This window comes from Micromonospora sp. CNZ297, assembly GCF_007827625.1.
This window is the reverse complement of record NZ_VISU01000025.1, coordinates 17,327-39,138: the sequence shown is the minus strand read 5'-3', so window position 1 is coordinate 39,138 and position 21,812 is coordinate 17,327. Positions and strand designations below refer to the sequence as shown.

General features: G+C 71.3%; 27 protein-coding genes. 7 read left to right on the top strand and 20 right to left on the bottom strand.

Going from position 1 to position 21,812, the window contains the following annotated elements; genetic code table 11:
- Positions 1 to 2: 2 nt before the first annotated feature.
- From FB454_RS29990 to FB454_RS29970, 5 genes are all read right to left on the bottom strand, one after another.
- The gene (locus tag FB454_RS29990) at positions 3 to 1,358 is read right to left on the bottom strand and encodes a phage major capsid protein (protein WP_145823963.1); all 1,356 of its coding nucleotides are present in this window, start codon (positions 1,356 to 1,358) and stop codon (positions 3 to 5) included.
- Between the two features lie 164 nt (positions 1,359 to 1,522).
- Positions 1,523 to 3,373 (bottom strand): HK97 family phage prohead protease, encoded by a 1,851-nt coding sequence (locus FB454_RS29985; protein ID WP_145823962.1) that lies wholly within the window; start codon positions 3,371 to 3,373, stop codon positions 1,523 to 1,525.
- Positions 3,374 to 3,431: 58 nt separating this feature from the next.
- Positions 3,432 to 5,771: a phage portal protein gene (locus FB454_RS29980; RefSeq protein ID WP_145755437.1), complete on the bottom strand. Its 2,340-nt coding sequence runs from the start codon at positions 5,769 to 5,771 to the stop codon at positions 3,432 to 3,434.
- Positions 5,772 to 5,775: 4 nt separating this feature from the next.
- Positions 5,776 to 5,961, bottom strand: a complete 186-nt coding sequence (locus tag FB454_RS29975) for a hypothetical protein (protein WP_145755436.1) — start codon at positions 5,959 to 5,961, stop codon at positions 5,776 to 5,778.
- Positions 5,962 to 6,010: 49 nt separating this feature from the next.
- Positions 6,011 to 6,364, bottom strand: coding sequence for a hypothetical protein (locus tag FB454_RS29970; protein WP_145755435.1), 354 nt, complete (start codon positions 6,362 to 6,364; stop codon positions 6,011 to 6,013).
- A gap of 233 nt (positions 6,365 to 6,597) precedes the next feature.
- Here FB454_RS29970 and FB454_RS29965 point away from each other — a divergent pair, with 233 nt between their 5' ends.
- The 3 genes from FB454_RS29965 to FB454_RS29955 all read left to right on the top strand — a co-directional run bounded on the left by FB454_RS29965 (position 6,598) and on the right by FB454_RS29955 (position 8,892).
- On the top strand, positions 6,598 to 7,008 hold the full coding sequence (locus FB454_RS29965; RefSeq protein ID WP_145755434.1) for a helix-turn-helix domain-containing protein: 411 nt from the start codon (positions 6,598 to 6,600) through the stop codon (positions 7,006 to 7,008).
- Positions 7,009 to 7,175: 167 nt separating this feature from the next.
- On the top strand, positions 7,176 to 7,700 hold the full coding sequence (locus tag FB454_RS29960) for an ImmA/IrrE family metallo-endopeptidase (RefSeq protein WP_145755433.1): 525 nt from the start codon (positions 7,176 to 7,178) through the stop codon (positions 7,698 to 7,700).
- Positions 7,621 to 8,892, top strand: a complete 1,272-nt coding sequence (locus FB454_RS29955; RefSeq protein ID WP_145823961.1) for an MAB_1171c family putative transporter — start codon at positions 7,621 to 7,623, stop codon at positions 8,890 to 8,892. The genes FB454_RS29960 and FB454_RS29955 overlap by 80 nt, the downstream gene beginning before the upstream one ends.
- Here FB454_RS29955 and FB454_RS29950 read toward each other — a convergent pair.
- The 4 genes from FB454_RS29950 to FB454_RS29935 form a co-directional block, all read right to left on the bottom strand.
- Positions 8,882 to 10,615: a hypothetical protein gene (locus FB454_RS29950; RefSeq protein WP_145823960.1), complete on the bottom strand. Its 1,734-nt coding sequence runs from the start codon at positions 10,613 to 10,615 to the stop codon at positions 8,882 to 8,884. The two genes, FB454_RS29955 and FB454_RS29950, sit on opposite strands and share 11 nt — an antisense overlap.
- 90 nt (positions 10,616 to 10,705) lie before the next feature.
- A complete protein-coding gene (locus FB454_RS29945; protein WP_145823959.1) occupies positions 10,706 to 11,215 on the bottom strand; it encodes an endonuclease domain-containing protein in 510 nt (169 codons plus the stop codon).
- A gap of 61 nt (positions 11,216 to 11,276) precedes the next feature.
- Positions 11,277 to 11,615 carry a helix-turn-helix domain-containing protein gene (locus FB454_RS29940; protein WP_145823958.1) on the bottom strand — a complete coding sequence of 113 codons (339 nt, stop codon included), beginning with the start codon at positions 11,613 to 11,615 and terminating at the stop codon, positions 11,277 to 11,279.
- A 48-nt stretch (positions 11,616 to 11,663) separates the two neighbouring features.
- Complete coding sequence (locus FB454_RS29935; protein ID WP_145823957.1) at positions 11,664 to 11,855, bottom strand: hypothetical protein; 192 nt, start codon at positions 11,853 to 11,855, stop codon at positions 11,664 to 11,666.
- A 170-nt stretch (positions 11,856 to 12,025) separates the two neighbouring features.
- On the opposite strand from FB454_RS29935, the gene FB454_RS29930 reads away from it, so the two are divergent.
- From FB454_RS29930 to FB454_RS29920, 4 genes are all read left to right on the top strand, one after another.
- A complete protein-coding gene (locus FB454_RS29930; RefSeq protein ID WP_145823956.1) occupies positions 12,026 to 12,994 on the top strand; it encodes a hypothetical protein in 969 nt (322 codons plus the stop codon).
- A 91-nt stretch (positions 12,995 to 13,085) separates the two neighbouring features.
- On the top strand, positions 13,086 to 13,565 hold the full coding sequence (locus tag FB454_RS29925) for a hypothetical protein (RefSeq protein ID WP_145755555.1): 480 nt from the start codon (positions 13,086 to 13,088) through the stop codon (positions 13,563 to 13,565).
- Positions 13,562 to 14,119, top strand: a complete 558-nt coding sequence (locus FB454_RS35550; RefSeq protein WP_262420599.1) for a hypothetical protein — start codon at positions 13,562 to 13,564, stop codon at positions 14,117 to 14,119. The genes FB454_RS29925 and FB454_RS35550 overlap by 4 nt, the downstream gene beginning before the upstream one ends.
- The gene (locus FB454_RS29920) at positions 14,116 to 15,102 is read left to right on the top strand and encodes a tyrosine-type recombinase/integrase (protein WP_316250239.1); all 987 of its coding nucleotides are present in this window, start codon (positions 14,116 to 14,118) and stop codon (positions 15,100 to 15,102) included. The genes FB454_RS35550 and FB454_RS29920 overlap by 4 nt, the downstream gene beginning before the upstream one ends.
- Before the next feature lie 48 nt (positions 15,103 to 15,150).
- Here FB454_RS29920 and FB454_RS29915 read toward each other — a convergent pair whose 3' ends face one another.
- From FB454_RS29915 to FB454_RS29865, 11 genes are all read right to left on the bottom strand, one after another.
- Positions 15,151 to 15,345: a hypothetical protein gene (locus FB454_RS29915; RefSeq protein ID WP_145755553.1), complete on the bottom strand. Its 195-nt coding sequence runs from the start codon at positions 15,343 to 15,345 to the stop codon at positions 15,151 to 15,153.
- Positions 15,346 to 15,497: 152 nt separating this feature from the next.
- Positions 15,498 to 16,025 (bottom strand): hypothetical protein, encoded by a 528-nt coding sequence (locus tag FB454_RS29910; RefSeq protein WP_145755552.1) that lies wholly within the window; start codon positions 16,023 to 16,025, stop codon positions 15,498 to 15,500.
- Positions 16,022 to 17,248, bottom strand: a complete 1,227-nt coding sequence (locus FB454_RS29905; protein ID WP_145755551.1) for a hypothetical protein — start codon at positions 17,246 to 17,248, stop codon at positions 16,022 to 16,024. The genes FB454_RS29910 and FB454_RS29905 overlap by 4 nt, the downstream gene beginning before the upstream one ends.
- The gene (locus FB454_RS29900) at positions 17,245 to 17,541 is read right to left on the bottom strand and encodes a hypothetical protein (protein ID WP_145755550.1); all 297 of its coding nucleotides are present in this window, start codon (positions 17,539 to 17,541) and stop codon (positions 17,245 to 17,247) included. Before FB454_RS29900 ends, FB454_RS29905 begins: the two co-directional genes overlap by 4 nt.
- A 2-nt stretch (positions 17,542 to 17,543) precedes the next feature.
- On the bottom strand, positions 17,544 to 17,906 hold the full coding sequence (locus FB454_RS29895; RefSeq protein WP_145823953.1) for a hypothetical protein: 363 nt from the start codon (positions 17,904 to 17,906) through the stop codon (positions 17,544 to 17,546).
- Positions 17,906 to 18,439 carry a hypothetical protein gene (locus FB454_RS29890; RefSeq protein ID WP_145823952.1) on the bottom strand — a complete coding sequence of 178 codons (534 nt, stop codon included), beginning with the start codon at positions 18,437 to 18,439 and terminating at the stop codon, positions 17,906 to 17,908. The genes FB454_RS29895 and FB454_RS29890 overlap by 1 nt, the downstream gene beginning before the upstream one ends.
- 74 nt (positions 18,440 to 18,513) lie before the next feature.
- The gene (locus FB454_RS29885) at positions 18,514 to 19,149 is read right to left on the bottom strand and encodes a hypothetical protein (RefSeq protein WP_145823951.1); all 636 of its coding nucleotides are present in this window, start codon (positions 19,147 to 19,149) and stop codon (positions 18,514 to 18,516) included.
- A gap of 86 nt (positions 19,150 to 19,235) precedes the next feature.
- Positions 19,236 to 19,991: a hypothetical protein gene (locus FB454_RS29880; RefSeq protein ID WP_145823950.1), complete on the bottom strand. Its 756-nt coding sequence runs from the start codon at positions 19,989 to 19,991 to the stop codon at positions 19,236 to 19,238.
- 59 nt (positions 19,992 to 20,050) lie between these two features.
- The gene (locus tag FB454_RS29875) at positions 20,051 to 20,449 is read right to left on the bottom strand and encodes a hypothetical protein (RefSeq protein ID WP_145823949.1); all 399 of its coding nucleotides are present in this window, start codon (positions 20,447 to 20,449) and stop codon (positions 20,051 to 20,053) included.
- Positions 20,450 to 20,573: 124 nt separating this feature from the next.
- On the bottom strand, positions 20,574 to 21,377 hold the full coding sequence (locus tag FB454_RS29870; protein WP_145823948.1) for a hypothetical protein: 804 nt from the start codon (positions 21,375 to 21,377) through the stop codon (positions 20,574 to 20,576).
- A gap of 108 nt (positions 21,378 to 21,485) precedes the next feature.
- Positions 21,486 to 21,674, bottom strand: coding sequence for a hypothetical protein (locus FB454_RS29865; RefSeq protein WP_145823947.1), 189 nt, complete (start codon positions 21,672 to 21,674; stop codon positions 21,486 to 21,488).
- Positions 21,675 to 21,812: the final 138 nt, after the last annotated feature.

Below are 21,812 nucleotides of genomic sequence, written 5' to 3'. Positions count from 1 at the left end.
CGTCAGCCGACGTGCAGGGTGCCCTGCACGAACGCCTCCGGCCGGTCCACGGTCAGACCGACCCGCTCGTGGCCCTTCAGGGTCACGCCGTCGCGCTCGAACAGGTCCTGGTTCTCCGTCGACACGTCGACCTGGACGCTGCGCCGGTCGAACAGCTGCGCGCCCAGCCCGAACGCACCGAGCAGGTACCGGCCCTCCGGCATCGCGGTGGTCGCGACGACCGGCAGCCGCCACACCCGCTCCTCGGCGCCGACGGCGATGGAGGTGACCAGGGTCAGGCGACCGTTGTCGTCGGTCTCCAGCTCCATGTCCTCCCAGTCCAGCGGGTTGATGATGATCCCGGTGGGGGCCATCTCGGCCAGCTGGACGCGGGTGATCGCCCGCCGCAGCGTGACGGTCTTCTTCTCCGACGGGTTGCCGGAGTTCAGCGGCTGGTTGTAGGTCTGCACGCCGGTCGTGTTGAGGATGCCGCGGATGTTGGCACCCTGACCGTTACCGAAGAGGATCTGGTCGTCCTCCTCCAGCCGCACGCCCTCGATCAGCTGCCGGTTGATCAGGCCGCGCATGCGCGGCTCGTCGTCCAGGGTCTGCTGGTGGGCGTACATGACGTGGCTGATGGTGGCCAGCGGGTACGTGACCACCTCCAGCGTGAGCTTGCTGCGGGGCGCGCGACCGAACACGTCGGTGTCGCCACCGGTCGGGGCGCTGGTGCCGTCGGCGGCGGTACGCTCCCGCACCGCGGCGGCGTTGTTCACGAAACCGGTCTGCCGGATGCCGTAGAGGATCGCGGCGGTGGTCTCGTCCGGCGGGAACAGGTTCCGCACGTGCATCAGGCGGGGCAGCTTCTCCACCAGGGGCCGCTGCTGGTGGTTGCCGAGGGCCTGCACGCCGGTCAGGTTGCCGGCCATCGCGGAGAAGACGTCCTTCGCGCCGATCTCCCCGGCGTCGACGCCCTTGCGGAACATGCTCTCGCCGTCGACCTCGAAGGTCATGCGACCCCGGTAGCCGCGGCCCTTGTACTCGGCCCACGACTCCGAGGCGAGGAACTGCTCGCCGAGGCTCTGCCCGCCGTTCATCGCGTGGTGGGCGGCGCTCGCGGCGCCGGCGACCGACCCGCCTTCGGGGGCGTCGAGCCACTCCCGCAGGCCCGCGTTGCTGGCCTTGGCGTCGATCAGCGCCTTCAGCGTCTTCGCCTCTTCGGTGGCCGCGAGGTACGCCTTGGCCTGGTCACCGTGGAGGCTGACCTTGCCGTCCTTCACCTCGAACGCGCCGGTCATGGCGTCGATCTCGGCGGTCTTCTCCTTCAGCGCGTTCTTGAGACCGGTGATCTCGTCGCGCACCTTCGTGCTGGTGGTCATGGTGGTCTCCCAGATGGGCACGGATTCGTTGTCGTGCCCGGGCGGGAGGCGTCGCGTCGGCCCGGCCACCGCCGGGAACGCCCGCAGGCCGATCGCCCGTGGCTGCCCGGAAACGTAGAGGCGGGCCGGGGTTAACGTCCCCGGCCCGCCCGTTACCCGTTCGGTCAGTCGCGCAGCGCCGCCAGGTCAGCCTGCATCTGCTCGAAGTCGAGCACCATGCTGTCGTCCGGCTCGCCGGTCTTCTCCTCCACCTGGCCGCCGGTCTTCTCACCCGGCTCGCCGTCGGGGTCGAGCACCGCGCCCAGGTCCACGCCCGCCTCGGTGAGCGCGTCCAGCAGCTGCCCGACCGACGCGGCGAGCCGCTCCGACCCATCACCGGCAACCTGGGCGCCCTTCACCCCGGCCGCGTCGGCGGCCACCGCCAGGGACAACTGCGCGGTCGCGTCGGCCAGCAGCTCGGCGACCGACGCGACGGTCGCCTCCGCCACCTCCGGCACGTCGCCGGACTTGGTGGCCGGCACCACCTGGGCGACCAGCTGCACCCGCAGCATCTCCCCGAAGCTGATCGTCCCGTCCTCGCCGACGGTGTAGGGGATCTGCCAGGTCTGCGTCTCCCCGTCGTCGCGGGGCGACCGGTTGACGACCACGTGGTCGTCCCAGGTACCCACGACGTACACCCACCACTCCGGCTGCCCGTGCTGATCCCTCGGCCCGGCCAGTGCCTGCCGGGCGGCCTCCCGCAGCGCGTCCCGCCGCTCCTCGTACGAGCCGGGAAGCACGTCCCTGACCTTGGTTTCCAGCGTCACCGAAGCGCCCTTCTCGCCGGTGTCACCGGCGGTCTCCTCGTCGCCCACCTCGTCGGTGAGCGCATCGTCGTCCACCGCCAGCTCCAGGTCCCCATCGAGCTCCGGGTACACCTCGGCGGTCTTCTTCCCTCGCTGCGCGGCCGACCACTTGCGGCGCCGCTCCCGCTCGGCGTCCCGCGCGGAGTCGAACGCCTCCTGCCACTGGCGGCGCCGTTCCCGCTCCGCCGCCTGGAGTTCCTTCTTCGTCTCGCCGGTCGCGGCCTCGACCGTCCGGTCGGCGTCCGCGCGCCGTATGCGCTCGGCGGCCCGCTCCCGGTCGAACGCGGCCTGCACCTTGTCCCGCCGGGCCGCCTCGGCGTCGCGTTCCTTCTTCCGCGCCGCCCCGTCGCCCGACCCGGAGCTGCCCGAACCACCGCTGCCCTCGACGAGCGCGCGGTCGCCGCCGAGGACCCGCTTCAGCCAGTCCGGGCCGAGCTTGGCGTTCGGGTCGCCGCCCGGCCCGGCCGGGGCCGCGCCGCCGGACCCGCCGGCCGTCCACTGGCCGGAGGCGTCGCGGGGCTGCGACGGGTCGAACTTGGCCTCCAGCTCGTCCGGCTGGTCCAAGGCGGCACCGAACCCGCCGCCCGTCGCGTCCTTCACGCCGAGGGTGGACGTCTGGGTGTTCGCGCCGTGCAGCACATCGGACCACTCGAAGAAGTCGACCTTCGCCATCACCCGCGCGCCGTCGCCCTTGCGGCGGGTGACGTGGCCCGGCACCGCCCGGTAGCCGATCGACCACTGGCCCTCGTCCGCGTAGAACTTCGCGTTCGAGTAGCCCTCCTTGCCGTCCTTCGTGTCCAGGTTGTACTGGCCCTTGATGTACAGCGCCCCGGCTTCCTTCGGCCACGGGGAGCCGTCCGGCAGGGTCTTCGGCAGCCGGGAGTCACCCGGCAGCCACTCCTCCTGGACGAGGGTCTTCGCGGCCATCCGAGCCCAGTCGTGGTGCCGGACACCCTTGCTCTTGCGCCTGGCGAGCGTGTCGGCGTACGCGCCGGGGGTGATGATGTCGCCCTGGTCGTCCTTGATGCCGGTGATCGACACCAGGCACTCCACGATGCCGTGCTCGTCGTCGTGGTCGAGCAGCACACCGGACGCGCCGGCGGCCTTGTACTCCAGCTGCGGCGGCGGAGCCGACAGGTCGAGGTCGGCGGTGCCGGCAGATGCTCCCATGAGCGTGCCTCCAGATGGGCGGGCAGAGTCTGCCCGGCATGGTCGCTCCGCCGCCGGGTTAGCGTCCCGCTCGTGTGGCCCGCTTGGCGCTGAGGGTCAGCCGACACCGGCAGCCGATCGTCTCCTCCAGCGGGCCGTCCGGGTCGCGCGGGTACCGCAGCTGCGCCTTGCCCACGGAGAACGTCTTGCCGACCGGTCGGGCTTGCCCGTTGGCGTTGCGGTGGGTGGTCCGGACGGCGCTGTCACGGCGGTCCCGCCACGTCGCGGTCACCTCCAGCCCGAGCGCGGCAGCAGCCCGCGCCGCGGCGTACATGCCGCCGGTGACAGCCGTGCGGACGGCGTGACCGGCGACGCTCTTCGCCCAGCTGAGCAGCGACCCGGCGTCGACCCGGGCGGTGAGCTGCTCCATGGTCTCTCCGGCGGCCTCCCCGGCGGCGAGGGACGCGGCGAGCTTGAGGCCGGCCGCGCGGGCGGCGTCAGCGGCGGCTGTGACCGCTGCGGTGGCCACGGCCGCCGCTTCCCGGCCTGCGGCGGCCGTGCCTGCCGACGGACCGGCGAGCAGCCCCACCGCGGTGACGGCGGCGCCCGTAGCTGCGGCCGCGATCAGCGGGCTCAAGGCATCCTCGGTGTCCTGCGCCCACACGTCGGGGTCGACGGCCGCCGTGGTGTCGAGGGCCTTCAGCCCGACCCGCCGGTCCACCTCCATATCGGGGTCGGCCGTCCAGTGCCGGGTGCCCTTGCGGGCCTTCGGGGACCGCAGCCGCGCCGACGTCCGCGCCGCCCATCGGGCCGTCAGAGCCGTCAGTGCCGCGGTCACCGCGGCCTCGGCTGCCTCGCCGCCCACCTGCTCGCTGCTCACCGTGCGGGCTGGCGCGGCGGCGGCCTTCAGCCCGTACCGGGCTACCCCGAGGGCGGTTTTGCCGGCCGGTTCGCCGGCTGGCTTCTCACGGTCGGCGGCGTCGCGTGGCTTCCTGCCGGCAGGTGGCTTCGTCTCGCTGTCCGGCTTCTCGTCCGGCTTCTTCCCGGTGGGGGGCTTGTCGCCGGGCTGCTCCTCGTCGCCGCCGTCGGCCGCAGGGGCCATCTGGGCGGCCATCTCCTCGCGGCGCTTCTCGGCCTCCTCGACGTCCTCCGGTGTCTGCGGGATCTGTGCCTTCCCGGTGTTGGGCAGCCACAGCGCCCGGGTCTCGGGCGTGGAGTGCACCTCGTAGCCGGCCAGCTCCGCGTACGACTCGATGGTGCGGAGGCCCTGCTGCACCTCCAGCCGGGCCTCCTCGCGGACGGCCCGCTGAGGTAGCCGCAGCGCTTCGACACCGGACAGGTCGAACTCCGGTTCGAGGTCGCGCTCGTCCAACGGGTCGACCATCTCCGCTGCGATCAGCTCCAGCGGCGGCGGCATGGTCTCGGTCCAGAAGTTGTACTTGTCCTGCGCGGCGTTGTCGAACGTCGAGCCCTTGGAGATGCCGAGCAGGCTCTCGGGTACACCGATGCCGCCGAGGATCTCCTCCCGCGCGTTGCGGGTCAGCTGCTCGTACAGCATGTCCTTCGGCCGGGCCGACAGGTCGGCGTAGCTCACCTGGTCGGAGTTGACGATGGTGACCTTGCCGGCGTCGACCGGACCCCGACCGAAGCGGCGCTCCAGCTTCGTGGTGTCCTCGCCGTTGAGGCCGCCCTTGATGCCGACGATCGCGCGTACGTGCCCGTCGTTGAGCATCCAGTGCACGTTGATCTGCCGGGCCAGGTCGTCCATCTCGACGGACGCGCCGAGCGCCGACATCACCGTGTCCGCCCGGAACGGGTCCAGCGGGTGCGGCTCGCGGATCCACCACACCCGGTCGAACGGCACGGTCCGGACCGAGCCGTCGGGCATCTTCGTCTCGAAGTGGGAGATCAGCCGGTCACCGGCCACGACCCGCCCACTCTTCGCGCTCTCGGTGGGCACCGGCACGGTGCGGCCTGGGGGCAGCAGGTCCAGGCGGATGATGTCCCCGCCACGGGAACGGGTGAACTCCACGAACGCGCCACGCGGCGAGTACATGACCTGGATGAACAGGCGCCGCTTGAACGCGCGGCCCTTCTCCAACGGGTTGGTCTGAGCGTGCGGCTGGAGCAGCCGGACCACGGGGTGGTCGTCCACGTACTCGTCGGTCCCGGCGACCTTGTACCGGAACGGCAGCCGGGAGAAGTGCCCGGCCATCAGGGAGGTGCCCCGCCACAGCCAGACGGTCCGCTCATACGCCTGGTAGACGGCCCGCTCGACGTCCCACTTCTGCTGGCGGCGTTTCCCGCCGAGCCAGTCGGGCATCTGCCCGCTGTCGGTGGACCACCGGATCGTATCGACCGTCTTGGTCTCCACGTCGTCGGCGCGGCGGCCGAGGCGGAGGCTGGGGAACAGCGGCACCCGGTTACTCCCTACCCAGCAGGAAACCGACTCCGGCGGTGAGGCCGCCGGCCAGCGCGGCACCGGCGAGCGGATGCCAGCCGAACGCGGCGACCACTGCGGCAGCCGCGACGGTCAGGACCCCGGCGGCGAGCAGGACGGCGCCGGTGATGTCGCGGGCGCGGCGGCTGGTCAGAAGTCGGCGGCTCACGGCCGGGACGGTAGGCCCACCGAAGGGCTAGCGTCCCCCGGGCGCGTGGTCAGGCGACCGCCATCGCGGGCATGGGAGGCCGGCCGTAGTTGTGGGGCTCCTCGTGCAGGTGCTCGCAGGCGTCCCAGGGCATCAGGTGAGTGGGGCACTTGCGCTTGCGGCGCCCGTCCGGGCCGCCGCGCAGGTGAGCGGTGCCGACGGTCGCGGCCGAGCATGTCTGTCCGCGCACTGCGTCGTACCAGCCCTGGCACTGAGCGCACCGCAGGTCGAGCACATCTACCCTGACCCCCGCGGTCAGGACGATGTACCCGTCTTCGAGGGCCTGTTCGGCGGACTCGGGTTCGATGGTGACGTTTGCTGCCGCGTACCACTGGTGTTCGGGGCTGAAGACCGCTGCTGGCAAGGGGGTGACCTCCAAGCACGAGGGGAGGGATCTGCTTGTTTCGGCGACATCTGGGGCAGGGTTGCGGCCCGCCGTCCTCCCCGGCTCGCGTAGCGAAGTATGTCGATGACCAGCGAAAACCGGTCGATGTCGCTGGCTGCTGTGATGCCCGAGCATACGGTGATCACCCGCCCCCGCGTCAACTACAGTGAACGAATCTAGCGCCAGGCCGTCCGGTTGACTTGACTGGCCGGATGGCCGAGGGAAGCATGGTGGAAATGTCGACCCCCCCGCGGCAGACCTTCGCCGAACTCCTCGAACATCTCTTCGTCACCCATCCGAACCCAGCAACCCGGCGCCGCTACAGCGACGCCGAGGTCGCCATAGCCGTCGGAATCTCCAAGACCGCCGTCTGGGCGTTACGCACCGGCCAGTCGAGCAACCCCACCCTGGAGACCATCTACGGCTTGGCCCGCTTCTTCGGTGTGACGCCCGGCTACTTCTTCGGTGAGCACGACACCATCGACCCCGAGCTGCGTGCCGCGATGGCCGACGCCGGCGTGCGGCACATCGCCGCCCGCGCGGCCGGCCTCACCGAGCAGAGCCAGCAGATGGTCCTGAACGTCCTCGAACAGGTCCGCCGACTCGAACACCGAGGTGAATAGTGGCAGTCAACACCCGATCGGGGCTAAAGTCCCGTTAACGGGATCGACCACGCTGGCACTCATCGGCGGGAATTTCATCCCTGAGTGAAGATCCTTGCCAGAAAGCCCTCCCTCATGCAGCGTGGTGGACCCCCACCGGTACTGGATCCACCGGAGCGCCCCGCCCCATGCCGATCAACCAGCTCCGCCGACAGATCACCCCCCTCGTGGACCGGTTCTCACCACCGGCCCCCTGGGACATCGCCCGCTACGTCGAGACGATCAGCGCCCGACGCGGACGACCCATCCAGCTGCTGCCGACCGACACCGCCGGCGGCGTCTGCGGCCTATGGGTCGCCACCGACCAGGCCGACTACATCGCCTACGAGCGCGGCACCTCCGGCCCCCACCGCGACTTGATCATCCTGCACGAGCTGGGACACATCCTGTTCGGCCACGACGGCCGCACCCTCGCCCACACCGGCTCCCGCTCCCGCTACCCGGACATCCAGGAACAACAGGCCGAGGTGTTCGCCACCGAGGTGCTCCAGCGAGCCGGCCAGAAACGCCCAGCCCCGCCGTCGCGGCAGGCCGTGGCCATCCTCGCTACCTTCAACGCGATAGGACCCGCCCGTGCCGCCCACACTGCTGATCCTGCTGCTGTGCGCCGCCACCGCGTACGTGGCTTGGGCGCCGCTGCGCAGTACACCTGAGCCGCCCCGCCGGTCACCGGCCCGCCAAGCACTCATCCTCGGCATGGCGTTCCTCACCATCGGCGTGTGGGCCGGCTACCAGGCAGACGACGCTCTCAACAGGCTCACCGGCTGGACCGGCACCTCCGAACTCAGCCAGCACCTCGCCATCATCGCCTCGCTGACCGCCCTGGAAGTCATGCTGCTGCACTGGCATCTGCCGCCGGAAGCGGCCCGGAGCGAAAGCCAGTGGCGCTACATCCTCGCCCTCGGCGTCGCGGTTGGCATGGTCGGCTTGTTCCTGCTCGGCGGCCCCGACGCCCGCCCCGCGACCGAGGGCGCCTACTACCGGGCGACGCCAACCGTCGCGATCCACGAGAGCGTGTACGCGCTGCTCCTCGCCGCCGCCACAACAGACCTGGCCGTACAGTCCGGCATCTACCGCCGTTGGCTGCGTGACTACCCGTACAGCTGGTGGGGCCTGACGGCGTTCGCGGTCGCGGGCTGGCTGGCCCTTCCCTTCGCGCTGCTGTCCGGTATCGACGCCGCCGCCGAAGGACTCGGCCTGTTCGAGGTGAGCTCGCAGCTGCTCGCCGCCACCGAGTCCCTGATCCTCACTGCCTGCGCCCTGTTCGCCGTCGGCGCGGTCCTCCCCACCGCCGGACCGAGGATCGCCGCCGGCGTCCGTCGCGTCCGCCGCGCCCGAGCCGCCCAAAAACTACGGCCCCTGTGGCAGGCCGTCCTCGACGGAAACCCCGGCTTGGCCCTCGACCGGCCCCGAGGAGCCGACTCCGCAGGCGAGGTGCTGCGCACCCTCATCTCCGGCGACGACTGGCGGGTCTACCGCCGCGTCATCGAGGTCCGCGACGGCTACCTGGAACTGCGGCCCTGGCTCGACCAGGACGTCATGAACCTCGCCCTGTTCAAATGCCAGCAGGCCGGGCTGACCGGCCACGACCTGCACGCCGCCGTCGAGGCAGCCGTCATCGCCGCCGCGCTGCGCGCCAAGGACCGCGCTGACCAGCCCCGCGAGGGCACCCACGTCGACCCGGGCGGCGCCGACATGTCGGGGGAGATCCGCTGGCTCGCCCGGGTGTCCCAGCACCTCCGCCACCCCGTCGTACGGGAGGTGCTGCACGAACTGGACCTGCGGCGCGAGTCCGAACGTAGCTGGGTGGACCAGCAGCTGGACAAGCTCGGCATCAAGCGATGAGCCGGGCCCGGTGCACCGCCGGCTCGTACACGGCCAGGCAGCACGCCTCCGCCCGGTCCGGTGACCGGACGCCCCGCTTCCGCATGCTGTCCTTCGACTCGACCACCGTGTTGCCCTGCGAGTCGGTGGAGTAGCGCGGCGCCGACATCTGCGACACGGTGCGGTCGTCCACCCGCAGCCGCACGATCGGATCCCCATCACCGGCCGCCGCAGCCAGTAGGCCCCGCATGGCCAGCCACATCTCGTCGCGCTTGCGCGCCGGCCGCAGCGTCGCGGTGTCAGCGTCCCGGTTCGGAGACTCCCGCACGTCGACCGGAACGATGTCGGCCTGGTGCTTGCCCTCCCGGCCCCACGCCTCCAGCAGCCCGAACACACCCCAGCCGACGCCGATGATGTCGACCTTCACCCGCACCCGCGCCGGCGTACCCAGCGCCCGCGCCAGGTCGGTGGCCCGTTTGATCTGCTCCAGCACCATTCCCGCGACCGCCACGCTGTCGGTGTTCGCCTGCCCGGCACTGGTCTTCTCGATCGTGATCAGGTCGCCGACGCAGCGGGTGATGGCCAGCTCGTCACCGCCGTCCGCCGCTACGTCCACGCCGAGGCGTACCCACGCGCCGCGCTGCACCCGATGCTGCGCGGTCTCCGCCCGCAGGCCCAGGTCGCACAGCCGCACGACGTCCGGACCGTCGGCGGGTTCGTCGGCGCGCACCGCGGCGTCGACCCACGACCACGGGATCAGCGTGTTCGGCCCACCCCTCGGGAACTGCGCGCGGACCTTGGCGATCACGAACCGGGAGTCGTCGCCGTGGTCGGCGATCGCGTTGGCCACCCACCGCTGGTCGACCAGGTGCGTGGCCAGGGGATGGGGCGGGGTGGCCGGCGGGCACGACCGGCACGTCGCGGTCGCCTCGCCCGTGAAGTTCGGGGTGCCGTACGCATCGAGGGGGATGACGCTGGTCCGGTCGTCGGACGCACACAGCCGCTCGAACCACGACCCTTCCTCGTCGGTGGGCGGGTTCCCGATGCACACCATCGCCGCGTTCGAGCCGGTCAGCAGACCCCGCATGTTCTGGCCGATGGTCTGGGAGATACCGCCGGCCTCGTCCACGACCAGCAGCAGGTTCGGCGCGTGGATACCCTGCACCGCGTCCTCGGCGTGCGGGGCCGCCGCGATGCCGTACGCCACCACGTACTCCTGCCCGGCGACGGTAGGCACCTTCCACTGCGTCGTGTCCACGGACCCGAACAAGTCCGCGCGTTTGGTGACGCCCCGGATCTCCGGCCAGATCTGCCGGGCCACCTGCCGCCACCGCGGCGCAATCGTCACCACCACGGCGGTGCCCGGCGGGTACACCGCCCCGAAGTAGGTGGCGGCCAGCGCCATCGAGCGCGTCTTCCCGGATCCGAAGCACGAGGGGACTGCCGTCACCTGGTTGCGGACCATCGACCGCAGGATCTTCCGCTGCCCCGACCACAGGGCCTCACCGAGCACCTGCGTCGCGAAGCCCACCGGGTCGCCCTGCCACACCGCGTACGGGGTGCCCAGCTCTACCGCCGACGCCGCCAACAGCGCCACCAGATCGTCCCGGTCCAGCGCGGCGAGCACCCGCCGCCGAGCCGGCACGGGCGCGGCCATCAGGTCGGTGAGCATCCGCGCCGCGGCCGTGGACCGGACAGCCCGGCGGCCTGCGGCTACCCGGGCGGCGCCGGCGACGTCGAACACATCGTCACCCGGGGGAGAGGCACACCGGGGCGCGCGGCAGCAGCGACCCCCGTCGTGGACATGCCGAAGATCGTGCAGCCCGGCGGGGTCTTACGTCCGGATGCCGTCCGGGCCGCAGTGCTGGCAGCTGCAAGGCAGGCCGAGACGCGCTCGCCGCTCACGGTGGCGCCGCGCGAGGGCCGCCACCCGCGCCGGGTCGCCCGGGTCGCAGCCGGCCCGCGCCAGGTAGGCCCGCGCCGCCGGCTCCCACCAGTCGTAGTCCTCCAGCCCGGGAAGCCGTGCCCACAGCTCAAGCTCCCCGAGCCAGCCGTTGCAGCTGCTACACAGCAGGCCCCGAACGCATCTGCCGCAGGTCTTGTGATGGTCCTGGCAACATGCGTGGTCATGGTCGATGTAGAGCGGTGCCGGGCCGTCGCCCCGGAAGTTGGCCCTTCGGCAGATGCCGCACTGCCCGTCCTGAGTGGCGCGGAGCCGCCGGTAGTCGGCTGCGGTGAGGCGATGCCGACCCAGCGCGCGAACCGGAAGAGCCGTGCAGCACACGTCCCGCCACTGAGGTACGGCGACGTGGACCAGGCCGCCCCGGCCGTACGTAAGTGCCATGACGTGAGTGTGCCGGTGGGCCGGACGGCAACTCCGCCCAGCCCACCGGCAACCTGCTGCGTCAGCCCACCCAGTCCGCCATCTCCGGGATCGGCCGGTAGCCGACCTCCCGGCTGTCGGTGTCGACCCGGGCGATCACCCCGGATCGGGCCAGCGCGGCGAGGTGCCCGCTGACGGTGGACCGGTCGAGCACGATCAGCGCGGCGACGTCCCCGGCGGCGGTGTGCCGGTAGCCGTCGGGGTGCCGCAGCATCAGGTCGGCGTGCTGGTGCACCGCCAGGTACACCAGCTGCCGGGTGGGCTTCAAGTTGGTGCTGCCGGCGAGCACGACGAACGCGCCGGCCGTGAAGGTACGCAGCCGGCGGGCCAACTGCTGGTGCACCTCGGGGGAGAAGGGCATGGGGTCTCCGATCGCTGGTGGCGCCGGGTCGCTCACCCGGCGCCGGGTCTACTGGGACGTCGCCGACTCGCGGCTCTGCCCGGCTGCCTGCCAGCGCTCGGCCAGGCGGATGACCTGCCTGCCGGTGAGGTGCGGCGCGTACCCGACCCACGCCACGTTCGACGGCTTCGGGGGAATGGCGGTCAGCTTGTTGACGGTGCAGCACCAGAGGGTGCAGCCGTCGACCGGGCGAGTGGCCACGGGGGTCTCCTGTTCTGCGCGGGTCGCTCACCCGCACACCCCGAAGTGTAGCAAGCCTACAGTGTGTTGTCGATTGTCTGCGTCGTAGGGTAGGAATACGGCGGCCTTGGGTCTTCACCTGCCCGCGGGTGGGCGGCCGTCCGATCCCCTCAAGAACCCCGGGAGCCAGCGTGACCGATTCCGAGGAGCGCCGTATCAGGCTCTTGGAATGGCTCTACGAGCACGACGGTGCCTCCATGCCGTCGATGTACGAGTTCCTCGGCGAGGTTCCTGACGAGAAGACCGAAGAGTTGTGGCGCGGCACTCTCCGCAGGCTGTTCAAGGATGGCCTGATCATGCTGGGCGAGACGTACGAGATCGCGCATACCTCCGCTGACCTCACAGACGCAGGGCGAGCCAATGTGGAGGAACGCCGTCATCGCCAAGCCGCCGAGCGAGAGATGCAAGCGCGTCGGCGCGCAGATCCTGCACTCCGCCGCGCCGCGGCAAGCAACGGACTGCTGCGCTGGGCTTACGACCAGGATCCCGACGGCGGCAAGTGGCTGTACGTCGACCAGTTCCTGTCGAGCGGGCACGCCGTCTTCGAGGGGGAGAGCCTCCCCGAGAGCGTGGTTCGGCGCGCCGCACTCAACCTTCAGGAGAACGGTCTGGTTCGCGGCGACAGCGGCGTGGCCGAGATCGAGGGGCCGATCACCCTGCAGATCACGTCGGCCGGCCAAGACTGCATCGAATCCGGAGGCGACGTGGCTGACTACCTGCGGCGACGCAACGATCGCGCTGCCAACATCACCAACTTCCACGGGCCGGTGTCCGGCAACGTCAGCTGGGACAGCACCCATGTCACCCAGACGGCCACCACGACCGGCGTGGCTGGCGACGAACTTGCCGTACTGGTTCGCGCCATCGCTGAGGCCATCCCCGTGCTCGATTTGTCCGAGGAGCAGCAGGCGGCGGTGCGGCGCAACGTGGACGTCATCGAGGGCGAGCTGGAGCAGCCGGAGCCTGACCAGCACACCGTCAAAAATCTGATGCGCCGCACGCTCGACGTCATCGAAGGCTCGACCACCAGCGCGCTCGGGATCTTGCTCACCGGGTACGCCAAGGAGTTGATGAGAAGCGCCGGCGTTCCGATCGGGTAGGGCGTTCCCTGCCTCGCAGTACCGCGCATAATTCCGATTATGTCCGCGCGTCGGAGGGGATTCGCCGACCGCCGACCGTAGGCTCGACGGCATGACGACCCCCGACGCGGTGAGCGACCGCGACCTGGAGACCCAGCCGATCCCACTGCCGAGCGCCCCCGCGCCCGCCAGCCCTCCGCAACTGAGCCTCGCCAACGCACTGCGGGACACGACCGCCAACCTCTCCGCGTACATCGAGCAGCGCGCCCATGAGATCGCCGCGCCCCGGATCGCCAAGATCGAGCAGGAAGCCGCCGCGCGGGTCGCCGCGGCCGAGAGCGAGCGCGATGTCAACGCCCGCCGGTTCAATGACGTCGAGGTGGAGTTCCGCCGCCAGTACAAGGCCCTGGAGACTCGCCGCGACGAGTTGGCCTGGGCCGCTCGATACCTGCCCGCCGGACTGCGGGGCTTCGTCCTCGGCGATGACACGCGGCGACACGTCTACCCGCAGCCCCGAGAGTCGTTCGCCGCCGCCGTCGACCAGGCCGCCGCCGGGCTCGGCCTCACCCCGTACGCCGAGGAGAGCCAGTGACCACGACCGACACGTCCCGCCCTCGCTGGCGAGGCCCGAAGACCCACAAGATCACATGGGTGGTCGACCGGCCCATCGACGCCCGCCCCGACAGCCCCTGGACGTGCTCCTGCGGCAAGGTCGGCGACGGGACCGACCTGCCCGCCCAGCAGCACCTCGCCACCGCGTCAGCATCGGCCTTCAAGCGGCTGGAGCACCACCAGGCGTACGCCATCCTGGGCATCAGTGCGTCCGGCGACGACAAGACCGCGATCGAGGTCCTGTTCATGCACCCGGCCTGGCCCCAACTCCGCCGGTACGTTGCCACCGGGTACGACCACTGGGGCATGCTCACCGCCGAGGTGCGCTGGAACGACGTTGCCGTGGCGCTCGACGCCGGCGACATCACCGGCGAGGACGAAGACCTGCTCGTGCTCCGGTTCGCCGCCTCCGTCGTCGGCGCCGGTTCGGTGAACGTCGGCCGGCTCTCCCGAATCACCTTCGACCAGCACCGGAACCGTCGCATCCGCAGCGCGATCGACGCTATCTTCCCGCCAGCGGAGGAGAGCGAGTGACCGACCTGGCTCGGTTCACCACCACGGCGGTCGTGGCCGGCGAGCAGGACGCCCTGCGGGACTTCACCGAGCGGTGGCTGACCAACCGGCGGCTGTCCGAGCACACCCGGGCCGCGTACCGCCGCGACGTCGGCCTCTGGGCCGCCTGGTGCGCGGAGCGCGGACTGAACCCGCTGCAGGCGACGTTCCTCGACGTCAACGCGTGGGGCCGCCACCTGGAGCAGCCAGACCCGCGCACCGGGAAGCCCGCCTCCCCCGCCACGGTCGCCCGCCGACTCTCGGCCGTGTCCAGCTGGTACGACTTCCTCGCGAAGCTCGGCGCGGTGGCCACCAACCCGGCCGCCGTCGCTGATCGGCCCCGCGTCGACCGGGACCACTCCCCCACGATCGGGTTCACCGCTACCGACGCCACCGCGATGCTCACCGCAGCCGCCCGGGGCGACCGGTGGATCGGCTCAGCCGGCCCGGCGGTCGCCTCCATGCTGGTAGACCTCGGCATCCGGGTGTCCGAACTGTGCGCCCTCGACGTCGAGCACCTCGGCCACCGCGAAGGCCACCGCACCGTCGACCTGCTCGCCATGAAGGGCGGGAAGCGGCGCACCCGGTCCATGCCGCCCGCCGTGGCCAAGGTGGTCGACGCGTACCTCGAGTTCCGGGCCGGCCGGGAGCAGATGCCGGTCGAGCAGCTGCACGGGCCGCTGTTCCTCAACGCCAAGGGCCAGCGGATCGGCCGGCACGAGGTGTACCGGTTCGTGCGCCGGCTGGCCAAGGCCGCGGGCATGGCCGGCTGGGAGAAGATCAGCCCGCACTCGTTCCGGCACGCCTGGAACACCATCGCCCGGGAGCGGGGCGCTGATCTGGAAGACCGCCAGCACGCCCTCGGTCACGCCGACCCGCGTACGACCCAGCGGTACGACCGGAACCGCGGCGCCCTCGACCGCGACCCGTCGTGGCTGGTGGCCGCCGCAACGTCGGGCAGCTGACCGTCGCAGAACGAGCCGGCACCCGGGAACGGGTGCCGGCTCGCGGTGTCAGCGGAGGGCTTCAGGCTGGCTGAGGGCCTTCACAGCCTCGGCCAGCGACTGCGCCGACGACTGCTGCTCGGTCAGCGCCCTGCGGAGCAGCGCCGCCGCCCTGCCGCGCCCAGCAGCGTCAGTGGCATCGGCCAGCTCCCCGATGCTGTTCCCCAGAGCAATCGCTGTGGCCCGGATCAGCGCGAGCAGCACGTCGGGATGGTCGACTTGAACGTCACCTCGGAGGCACGCGGCCAACTCGAACGCCGACTCGCGCATCTGCATCGCAGGGCCGGCGTACCCCGGGACCGGTTCTGGCATAGGTCTATCGTGCCAGCGGCCAGCCGCCGGTGCCCGCCCGACGATCAGACGTTGAAGCCACGGCCCTTCAGGTACGCGACCAAGCGGTCGTACGAGCGTCGGGCCTCGCCCAGGAATCGACGCGCACCGCGCAGCAACTCTCGCTGGAATCGTTCGTCGGCGGGTCGTCCCGTCGAGTCCGGCATGGAAAGCAGCTGATAGCCGATCAAGCCGGACGCGGCCATAGCTGCTTGTCCGGCCGCCTTCAGTGGCAGCACCTCGGCGCCGTCATCCATCGTGGTGTCACGCAGCTGGAACGCCATCACGCGGAGCCGCGCGTCCATCAGGCGAGCGGCGCCCAGGCCATCGTTGTCAAGCTGACGGGCGTACCCCTCGGCGAACTGCTCGATCTCGTGTACGTCGCTGGCGTGGTCGTGCAGCCCGGCCTCCACGGAGGCGGTCAGCTGTCCGAGCAGAGCAGGCAGGTCGTCCGGGGTGGGATCGTCCAGCATGACCGTCGGCGTGCCGAGCGCAGCGAGGGCCTGAAGCACACGGTCGGCCGTGAGGGGGCCGCCGTGGCGAGTCGTCGTCATCGGGTTAGTTCGTCCTTTCGCGGTACGAAGGGTTCGGCGAGCACCGGAACGTCCGGATACAGCCGCTGGTAGGCGGCGCGGTGTTCGGCGACGTGGGCGCGGCCGGCGTCGGTGAGGCACACCAGCGCGACGTTGGCTGGCAGGTTGAGATGCACGCCAGGACGACGGCCCGTCTGAACGTCGAGGACCTCGACCAAGGCGCCACCCGGATACGCCTTCAACCTGTTCACCACGGCCGTCGACCGGGCGGTCTTCTTCACGTGCGGCAGCGTCATCCCCGGCGGGATCGCTGCCACCTCAGCTGGCATCTCAACGCGCTCTCCCGGCGACACCCACCGGTTGTAGCTGTCGTACTCCTGGATGATCCGCCGCAGTAGTGGGCACCGGCCGCCGGACTCCAGTCCGGCCAGCTCGGCCAGAACCCGCCAGTCCGGCTCCCGGACCAGGTGCTTCGGCCGGCGCGTCGGCGAGTGATCGGCCAGGCCGGTGTGCGCGCCGTCGACCGGCTCCGGATCGGCGGCCTTGACGTCGGGGTGCAGTTCCCGGTAACAGGCGTGGTGCAGGTCGTAGTGCCGGCGCCCGGCCGGGGTGATCCGTACCCACCAGTCCCCGCGACCGCCCGGGTGGAACTCCTCGATGTACGGCCCGTCGCGCTGGTCGTCGCGAAGCTTCTGCAGTGCCCGCCACGTCGGGGTGCGCTCAGACAGCGGGATTTCGCGCGGTTGCAGACCCATCGTCATGCCGTCCTCGCCAGCCCGGTACAGCTTGGCCAGGGACTCCCACAACCACTCGGAGAGCAGACCGGCCGGCTTCTTCGCTGGCGCGGCGGCGGCCGGAAGCCCCGCGCGGGCGGCTGCCCGGCCGGGTGTGGTGAGGGTGACGTACACGCACTTCACCACCATGATGCCCAGGTCCGCCCAGCCGTGCTCGGTCTTGACCAGGCCGCGCCGTCGCAGAGCCGCGAGCGTCGCCCCGGCACCGGAATCGTGCTCGCCGGCGGCCCGGAGAACGTCCTGGACGGTGGTGTACCCGAACAGCGTCCGGGGCAGCTCCAGGGAGAACCGCAGCTTCCGCCACTCTGCCGCCGGCGGAACCTCGATCCGGGCGAGCCGCTTCCCGGCGATCTCCTTCTCCCGCTCCTGGTCGGCGTTGTAGATCGCCGTCAGGTACGTGCGCTGCCGGTCGTTCAGACCCGCCCACGCGGCAGCGGCTTTACCGGTCACCGCGCCGGCCGCTTCCTCGCGATCGTGCTTCGATCCCGGACCAGCTGATGGGTGAGGAACCCGTACCCGATCACCAGGGAGGCCGCCGCGGTGGCCCAGGGCAGCCACAGTGGAGACGGGCCGGGCAGCAGCTGCACGACGGCGCCGGCCGCTGACACGGCGGTGATGGCGGCGACCATGGCCACGGCGGCCCGGGTCACTCGGCCGCGGCGGCGCAGGTGCACGACCGCGCCGGTGAGGAGGATCCCGGGGGCGAGCCCCATGACCGCGATGGCGAAGCCGAACCCGTCCATGATCACTGCTCGGACTCCCGCCGCGCCGCCTCCGCCAGCTGGGCGTGCGTGGCCTTGATCTGCTGGACCAGCCCGTGCATGGTGGGGTCCACCGGCGTACCCGTGGTCAACCCGGTCGGGTCGACGCTGGCCGGCGGGTAGGCGAGTCCGCAGCCAGCGCACCCGAGGACCACCGGGTCGGTCTCCTGTGGGCTGGCGATCCGCCAGGCGCAGAGGACGTCGTGGATGACGCGGGGCACGATCCGGAGCCGGTAGCCATCCACCTCGTCGTGGCGGAGCACGGGCAGGCGCGTCGTGCCGGCGGCGATCGAGTCGGCCAGGGCGCGCAGTTCAGCGGAGGCGGTCGCGGGGTCGATGGGCTTCATCAGTAGTCATCCCCCATGCGCCGCTTGTAGGCGGCGACGGCGGCGCGGAGCCGTTCACACGTCTCGGCGTGCCCGCTCTCCTGGTCCTCGGGGTGCGGGTCGTACGGGCCGTGGTCCTTGATGCCTTGGCCGCAGGCACCGCAGTCGTAGTAGACGTTCTGGTCGCTGAAGCTGTAGCCGAGGGCGTACTCGAACGCGGCCACGGCCAGGTCGTAGTCGCCACGCTGCTCGGGCAGATCCAGCACCTTGCCGATTTCCGCCCAGGTCGCGCCGGCGCCGCGCGCCTTCGTGATGGCGCTGTGAACCTGCTGGTCGGCGCGACCACGCAGCCAGACGGCCGCCTCCAGCCGGGTCAGCGGCCGGACCGTAGGTTCGGTGGTCTTCGCGCCTACGAAGATCGGCGCGTTGGCGACGTGGGCCGGATCCTCCAGCATCAAGGCAACCCGGTGCACCGCGTTGTGCGCGGCGCTCATCATCTCGCTCTGCGCATTCTGCCGGCGTTCCTGCGCCGCCGGGTCCTCGTGCTTTCGCATCGGGGTCTCCTTCTGTTCGCTCTCGGTGAGGATAGGCCGCCGGGCCGACACAGGGTCGGCCCGGCGGGCGCGGGTCAGGGTTGTGGGCGGGCGACGGCGGCCCACAGGTCGCCTTCTTCGCGGCGGATGATCAGCCGGTGGTTGAGGTACACATCCCAGCCGAAGTTGGTCATCGTGTACTCGCGTCCACGGCCGTGGTCAACGAGGCCACCCTCGGCGAGGATGCCCTTGTCGCGGAGGGCGTGGATGGTCTGCCGGTAGGCGGCGTCGCCGTGGAAGTGGCCGGTCGATGTGGTGATCTTGCCGCCGTTGCAGGCGGCCCGCTCGATCTCCTCGGCCTGGTTCTCGGACAGCCGTACGCCTCTCGGCGTGGCTGGCTTCGTGGCCTTGGTGGGGATGGGCTTGGCGGCGGCTTCGGCCTCGGCGAGCAGGTCGGCGGGCGCGGTCCACGGTTCGCGGCTGTAGAGCACGACAAGTCCGCCGTACCGGTGGCGCTGTTCGGTGGTCCAGTCAGCGGTCCGGTCCCTGCGTGCCTTGTGGGTGGCGACCTGGGCGTAGTGCCCGCCGCCGGTGGACACGCACGAACCGAACTTGACCTTGCATTTGGGGCAGGGCACTGCCTGGTCGGCCATCCAGTAGGCGCGTGATCGCTGGTAGTCGGTCAGCTCGACGGCCGTCATCAGGGTCTCCGTCCCGTGCGGGTCGCTCACCCGCACACCCCAAAGTGTAGCAGAACTATGCCGGTAGGGGGTGCCCGCCGCCGGGCCGACATCGAAGCCGACCCGGCGGCGCGGGGTCAGCGGTCCAGCAGGGTCAGGTTCATGGCCGTAAGCCACTGCTCCAGCAGGGGCACAACGTCTGCGCCGGGCAGCTCGCGGTGCTCGGCCTTCACAGCGGCCAGTTGCTCGCGGAGAAGCAGGATGGCCTGGCCTTCCCGGGTGGTCGGGTCAGGCGTCCACCGCCGGTCCAAGGGCTGCCGGTCACGGATCGCTGCCTGCTCGGCGTACGCGGCGTGCTGCTTCGCCAGATCCTTCAGCAGCTCGGCGAGTTTGACGTTCAGCAGGTCGACCTGGTTGGCGTGCATGCGCATCCGTTCGGGGGCGAGGTGCCACCGGTGGAGCGCGATCAGCTCCTGGTGGTCGTCGCGGCCGAGCCAATGCCGGACCAGCGCGTGGACGATCTGCCCGGTGTAGCGGCGGGTGCCGTCGGGCACGCTGCGGATGCCGCTGTCCCGCTGGAGGGACAGCCAGCCGTACGGGCTGGCCGGGTTGATGGTGGCCGGGCTGAAGCGGGACGCGCCGTACAGCGTGACGCGGTTGACGACGGGCCGGTCGGGCAACTGCTCGTAGCGGACCCAGCGGTGTTCGCCCTCGACGCGGCCGAAGGTTACCTGCACCCTGTCGTGGCCGTCGTAGATGTGTGCGTAGGGGTCAGGTTCGATGGTGAACGCGCCGATGCCGTGGACCTGGTAGACGCAGCGGCCGTACTGATCGGGTGTGGCGGTGAAGGTGATCGACCGGCGGGCGGTCAGCTGGATGGTGGTGCTGTCCAAGAGGGGTCTCCCGAAGGTGGCCCGGGGGCGGGGTCGCTCTCCCCGCCCCCGGTGGGTGGTCAGCGGTCGGTGGTGCGGGCCTCGGCCAGCGCGCGGCGGGCGTCAGCGCCGCGCACGGCGGCCTTACGCATCATCGTGAGCAGCCACGCCGCGCCGACGCTCTCGTGCACGATGTAGCCTGCGCCCATCGCGATGCCGGTCTGCACGGCCAGGGGCATCGTGTCGGAGGACAGGAGCACGATGTCGCCGCAGTGCTCGGCGTTCGGCAGCGCCGAGGTGAGCACGGTGGCAACCATGTCGGAGGCCACGACGACCAGCGGCGCGGACATCCACCCGTCGGCGGCGGACCCGCTGGTGTCAGCGGTGGCCACGGCCGCGCCGGTGTGCTCGGCGTAGACGGCGAACTCCTGCTTGCGCCGGTCGTCGCCGGTGAGGAGGAGAACGTCGGGGAGTTCCATAGGGGTCTCCAATCGATCGGCGGGTCGCTCACCCGCTTACACCCCAAAGTGTAGCACATATTCGCCTATAGATGCAGGTCAGGGGCCGGGTTACTACCCAGCCCCTGCTGCCCCGCTCCCCCGGTCAGGCCGCGTCGCGGATCTGCACCACCCGCTCGTCGGTGAGCCGCGCCAACCGCGCCAGCTCCGCCGGACCCATGCTCGCCGACAGCTCCCGGATCGCCCCGTCCCGCGCCCGCGTCAGCGCGGCCCGCAGCGCGGCGAGCCTGCGCACCTCACCGGCGCGCTCCGCCACCAGCTCCGGGTCGGCCTCCGAACGGGGCGCCGACGCCTGGTGCGGGTAGATGTCCCGCACGGCGGCGCCGGCCAGCTGCGCGGCCTGCCGGTTCGACCAGCCGGCGTGCTTCGTCAACGCCGCGGCGGCACGGTTGCGGGCCTCCACCGCGTCGGCGTACGCCCGGTTCGTGGTCTCCAGCTGACCGGCGGCGGCCTCCAGGCGCGCGATCGGCACGTCGGGCAGGTCCAGCACCACGTCCGCGTCCGGGCTCGCGGCCACGGCCGGCTCGTTGGCGAGCGCGCGGGCCTGCTTGTAGAGCGCCCACAGCTCGCGCACGTCGACCTGCGCGATTTTGAACGCCTCCTCGGCGCGTCCGGCGCTCACCCGCCGCGGCGGGGTGACCTTCTCGATGGCCTCGCGCACCTGGGCGACCTTGTTGGGTCGGCCGTGGATCTCGGTGCACAGCTGGGTCCAGGACCAGCCGTGGTGGAAGTGCAGAGCGGCGGCGTGCCGGTCGCGGACACCGAGGGCCTTGCGGTGCTCGGCGCGCAGCTCACCGGCGAGGATCCGGCCGGTGATCGCGCGGTCCGGTCCGGCCCGCTCGGCCGCTTCGGCGAGCCGTGCTCGGTACGTGTGAATGGCGGGGTTCATGGGGGTCTCCAAGTTCGCGGGGCGCCGGGGGTGGCTGTGTTCAGGTGTTGCCAGGTCAACGGCGGGGCGGGGCGGGGCACATGACCACCCACCCCACCCCTTACCGTATCAGAGGTTAACGGGGGTTCGGTTGGTCGGCGTGCAGTTCGGGCACGACCGGCGGGCGGCGCCGACCACCTTGATCTCCGGGATCGTGCTGGCCGGCCGCGACGGCTTCGCGTGCATCCGGGGCGGCCCGTCGGCCAGCTCGGTGAGCAGCTGCGCGGCTTCGCGTGCAGCAGTCGCGATGGCGTCCATGAGGTCTCCGTTCGTCCGGAACGGGTCGCTCACCCGCTCACACCCCTCAATGTAGCGGTCATTAACGCGGGAGGGCAAGCGCGCCGGCCAGATTGCGCCCGCCGCGCCCGCCGCTCCACCGCCGCTACCAGAACAGCC

Bases quoted from the DNA above. Each gene is read 5' to 3' on its own strand.
- FB454_RS29865 (WP_145823947.1), bottom strand. From the start codon at position 21,674: ATGGACGCCATCGCGACTGCTGCACGCGAAGCCGCGCAGCTGCTCACC.
- FB454_RS29900 (WP_145755550.1), bottom strand. From the start codon at position 17,541: ATGGACGGGTTCGGCTTCGCCATCGCGGTCATGGGGCTCGCCCCCGGG.
- FB454_RS29870 (WP_145823948.1), bottom strand. From the start codon at position 21,377: ATGAACCCCGCCATTCACACGTACCGAGCACGGCTCGCCGAAGCGGCC.
- FB454_RS29965 (WP_145755434.1), top strand. From the start codon at position 6,598: ATGGCCGAGGGAAGCATGGTGGAAATGTCGACCCCCCCGCGGCAGACC.
- FB454_RS29875 (WP_145823949.1), bottom strand. From the start codon at position 20,449: ATGGAACTCCCCGACGTTCTCCTCCTCACCGGCGACGACCGGCGCAAG.
- FB454_RS29940 (WP_145823958.1), bottom strand. From the start codon at position 11,615: ATGCCCTTCTCCCCCGAGGTGCACCAGCAGTTGGCCCGCCGGCTGCGT.
- FB454_RS29910 (WP_145755552.1), bottom strand. From the start codon at position 16,025: ATGACGACGACTCGCCACGGCGGCCCCCTCACGGCCGACCGTGTGCTT.
- FB454_RS29945 (WP_145823959.1), bottom strand. From the start codon at position 11,215: ATGGCACTTACGTACGGCCGGGGCGGCCTGGTCCACGTCGCCGTACCT.
- FB454_RS29890 (WP_145823952.1), bottom strand. From the start codon at position 18,439: ATGCGAAAGCACGAGGACCCGGCGGCGCAGGAACGCCGGCAGAATGCG.
- FB454_RS29895 (WP_145823953.1), bottom strand. From the start codon at position 17,906: ATGAAGCCCATCGACCCCGCGACCGCCTCCGCTGAACTGCGCGCCCTG.
- FB454_RS29960 (WP_145755433.1), top strand. From the start codon at position 7,176: ATGCCGATCAACCAGCTCCGCCGACAGATCACCCCCCTCGTGGACCGG.
- FB454_RS29985 (WP_145823962.1), bottom strand. From the start codon at position 3,373: ATGGGAGCATCTGCCGGCACCGCCGACCTCGACCTGTCGGCTCCGCCG.
- FB454_RS29925 (WP_145755555.1), top strand. From the start codon at position 13,086: ATGACGACCCCCGACGCGGTGAGCGACCGCGACCTGGAGACCCAGCCG.
- FB454_RS29990 (WP_145823963.1), bottom strand. From the start codon at position 1,358: ATGACCACCAGCACGAAGGTGCGCGACGAGATCACCGGTCTCAAGAAC.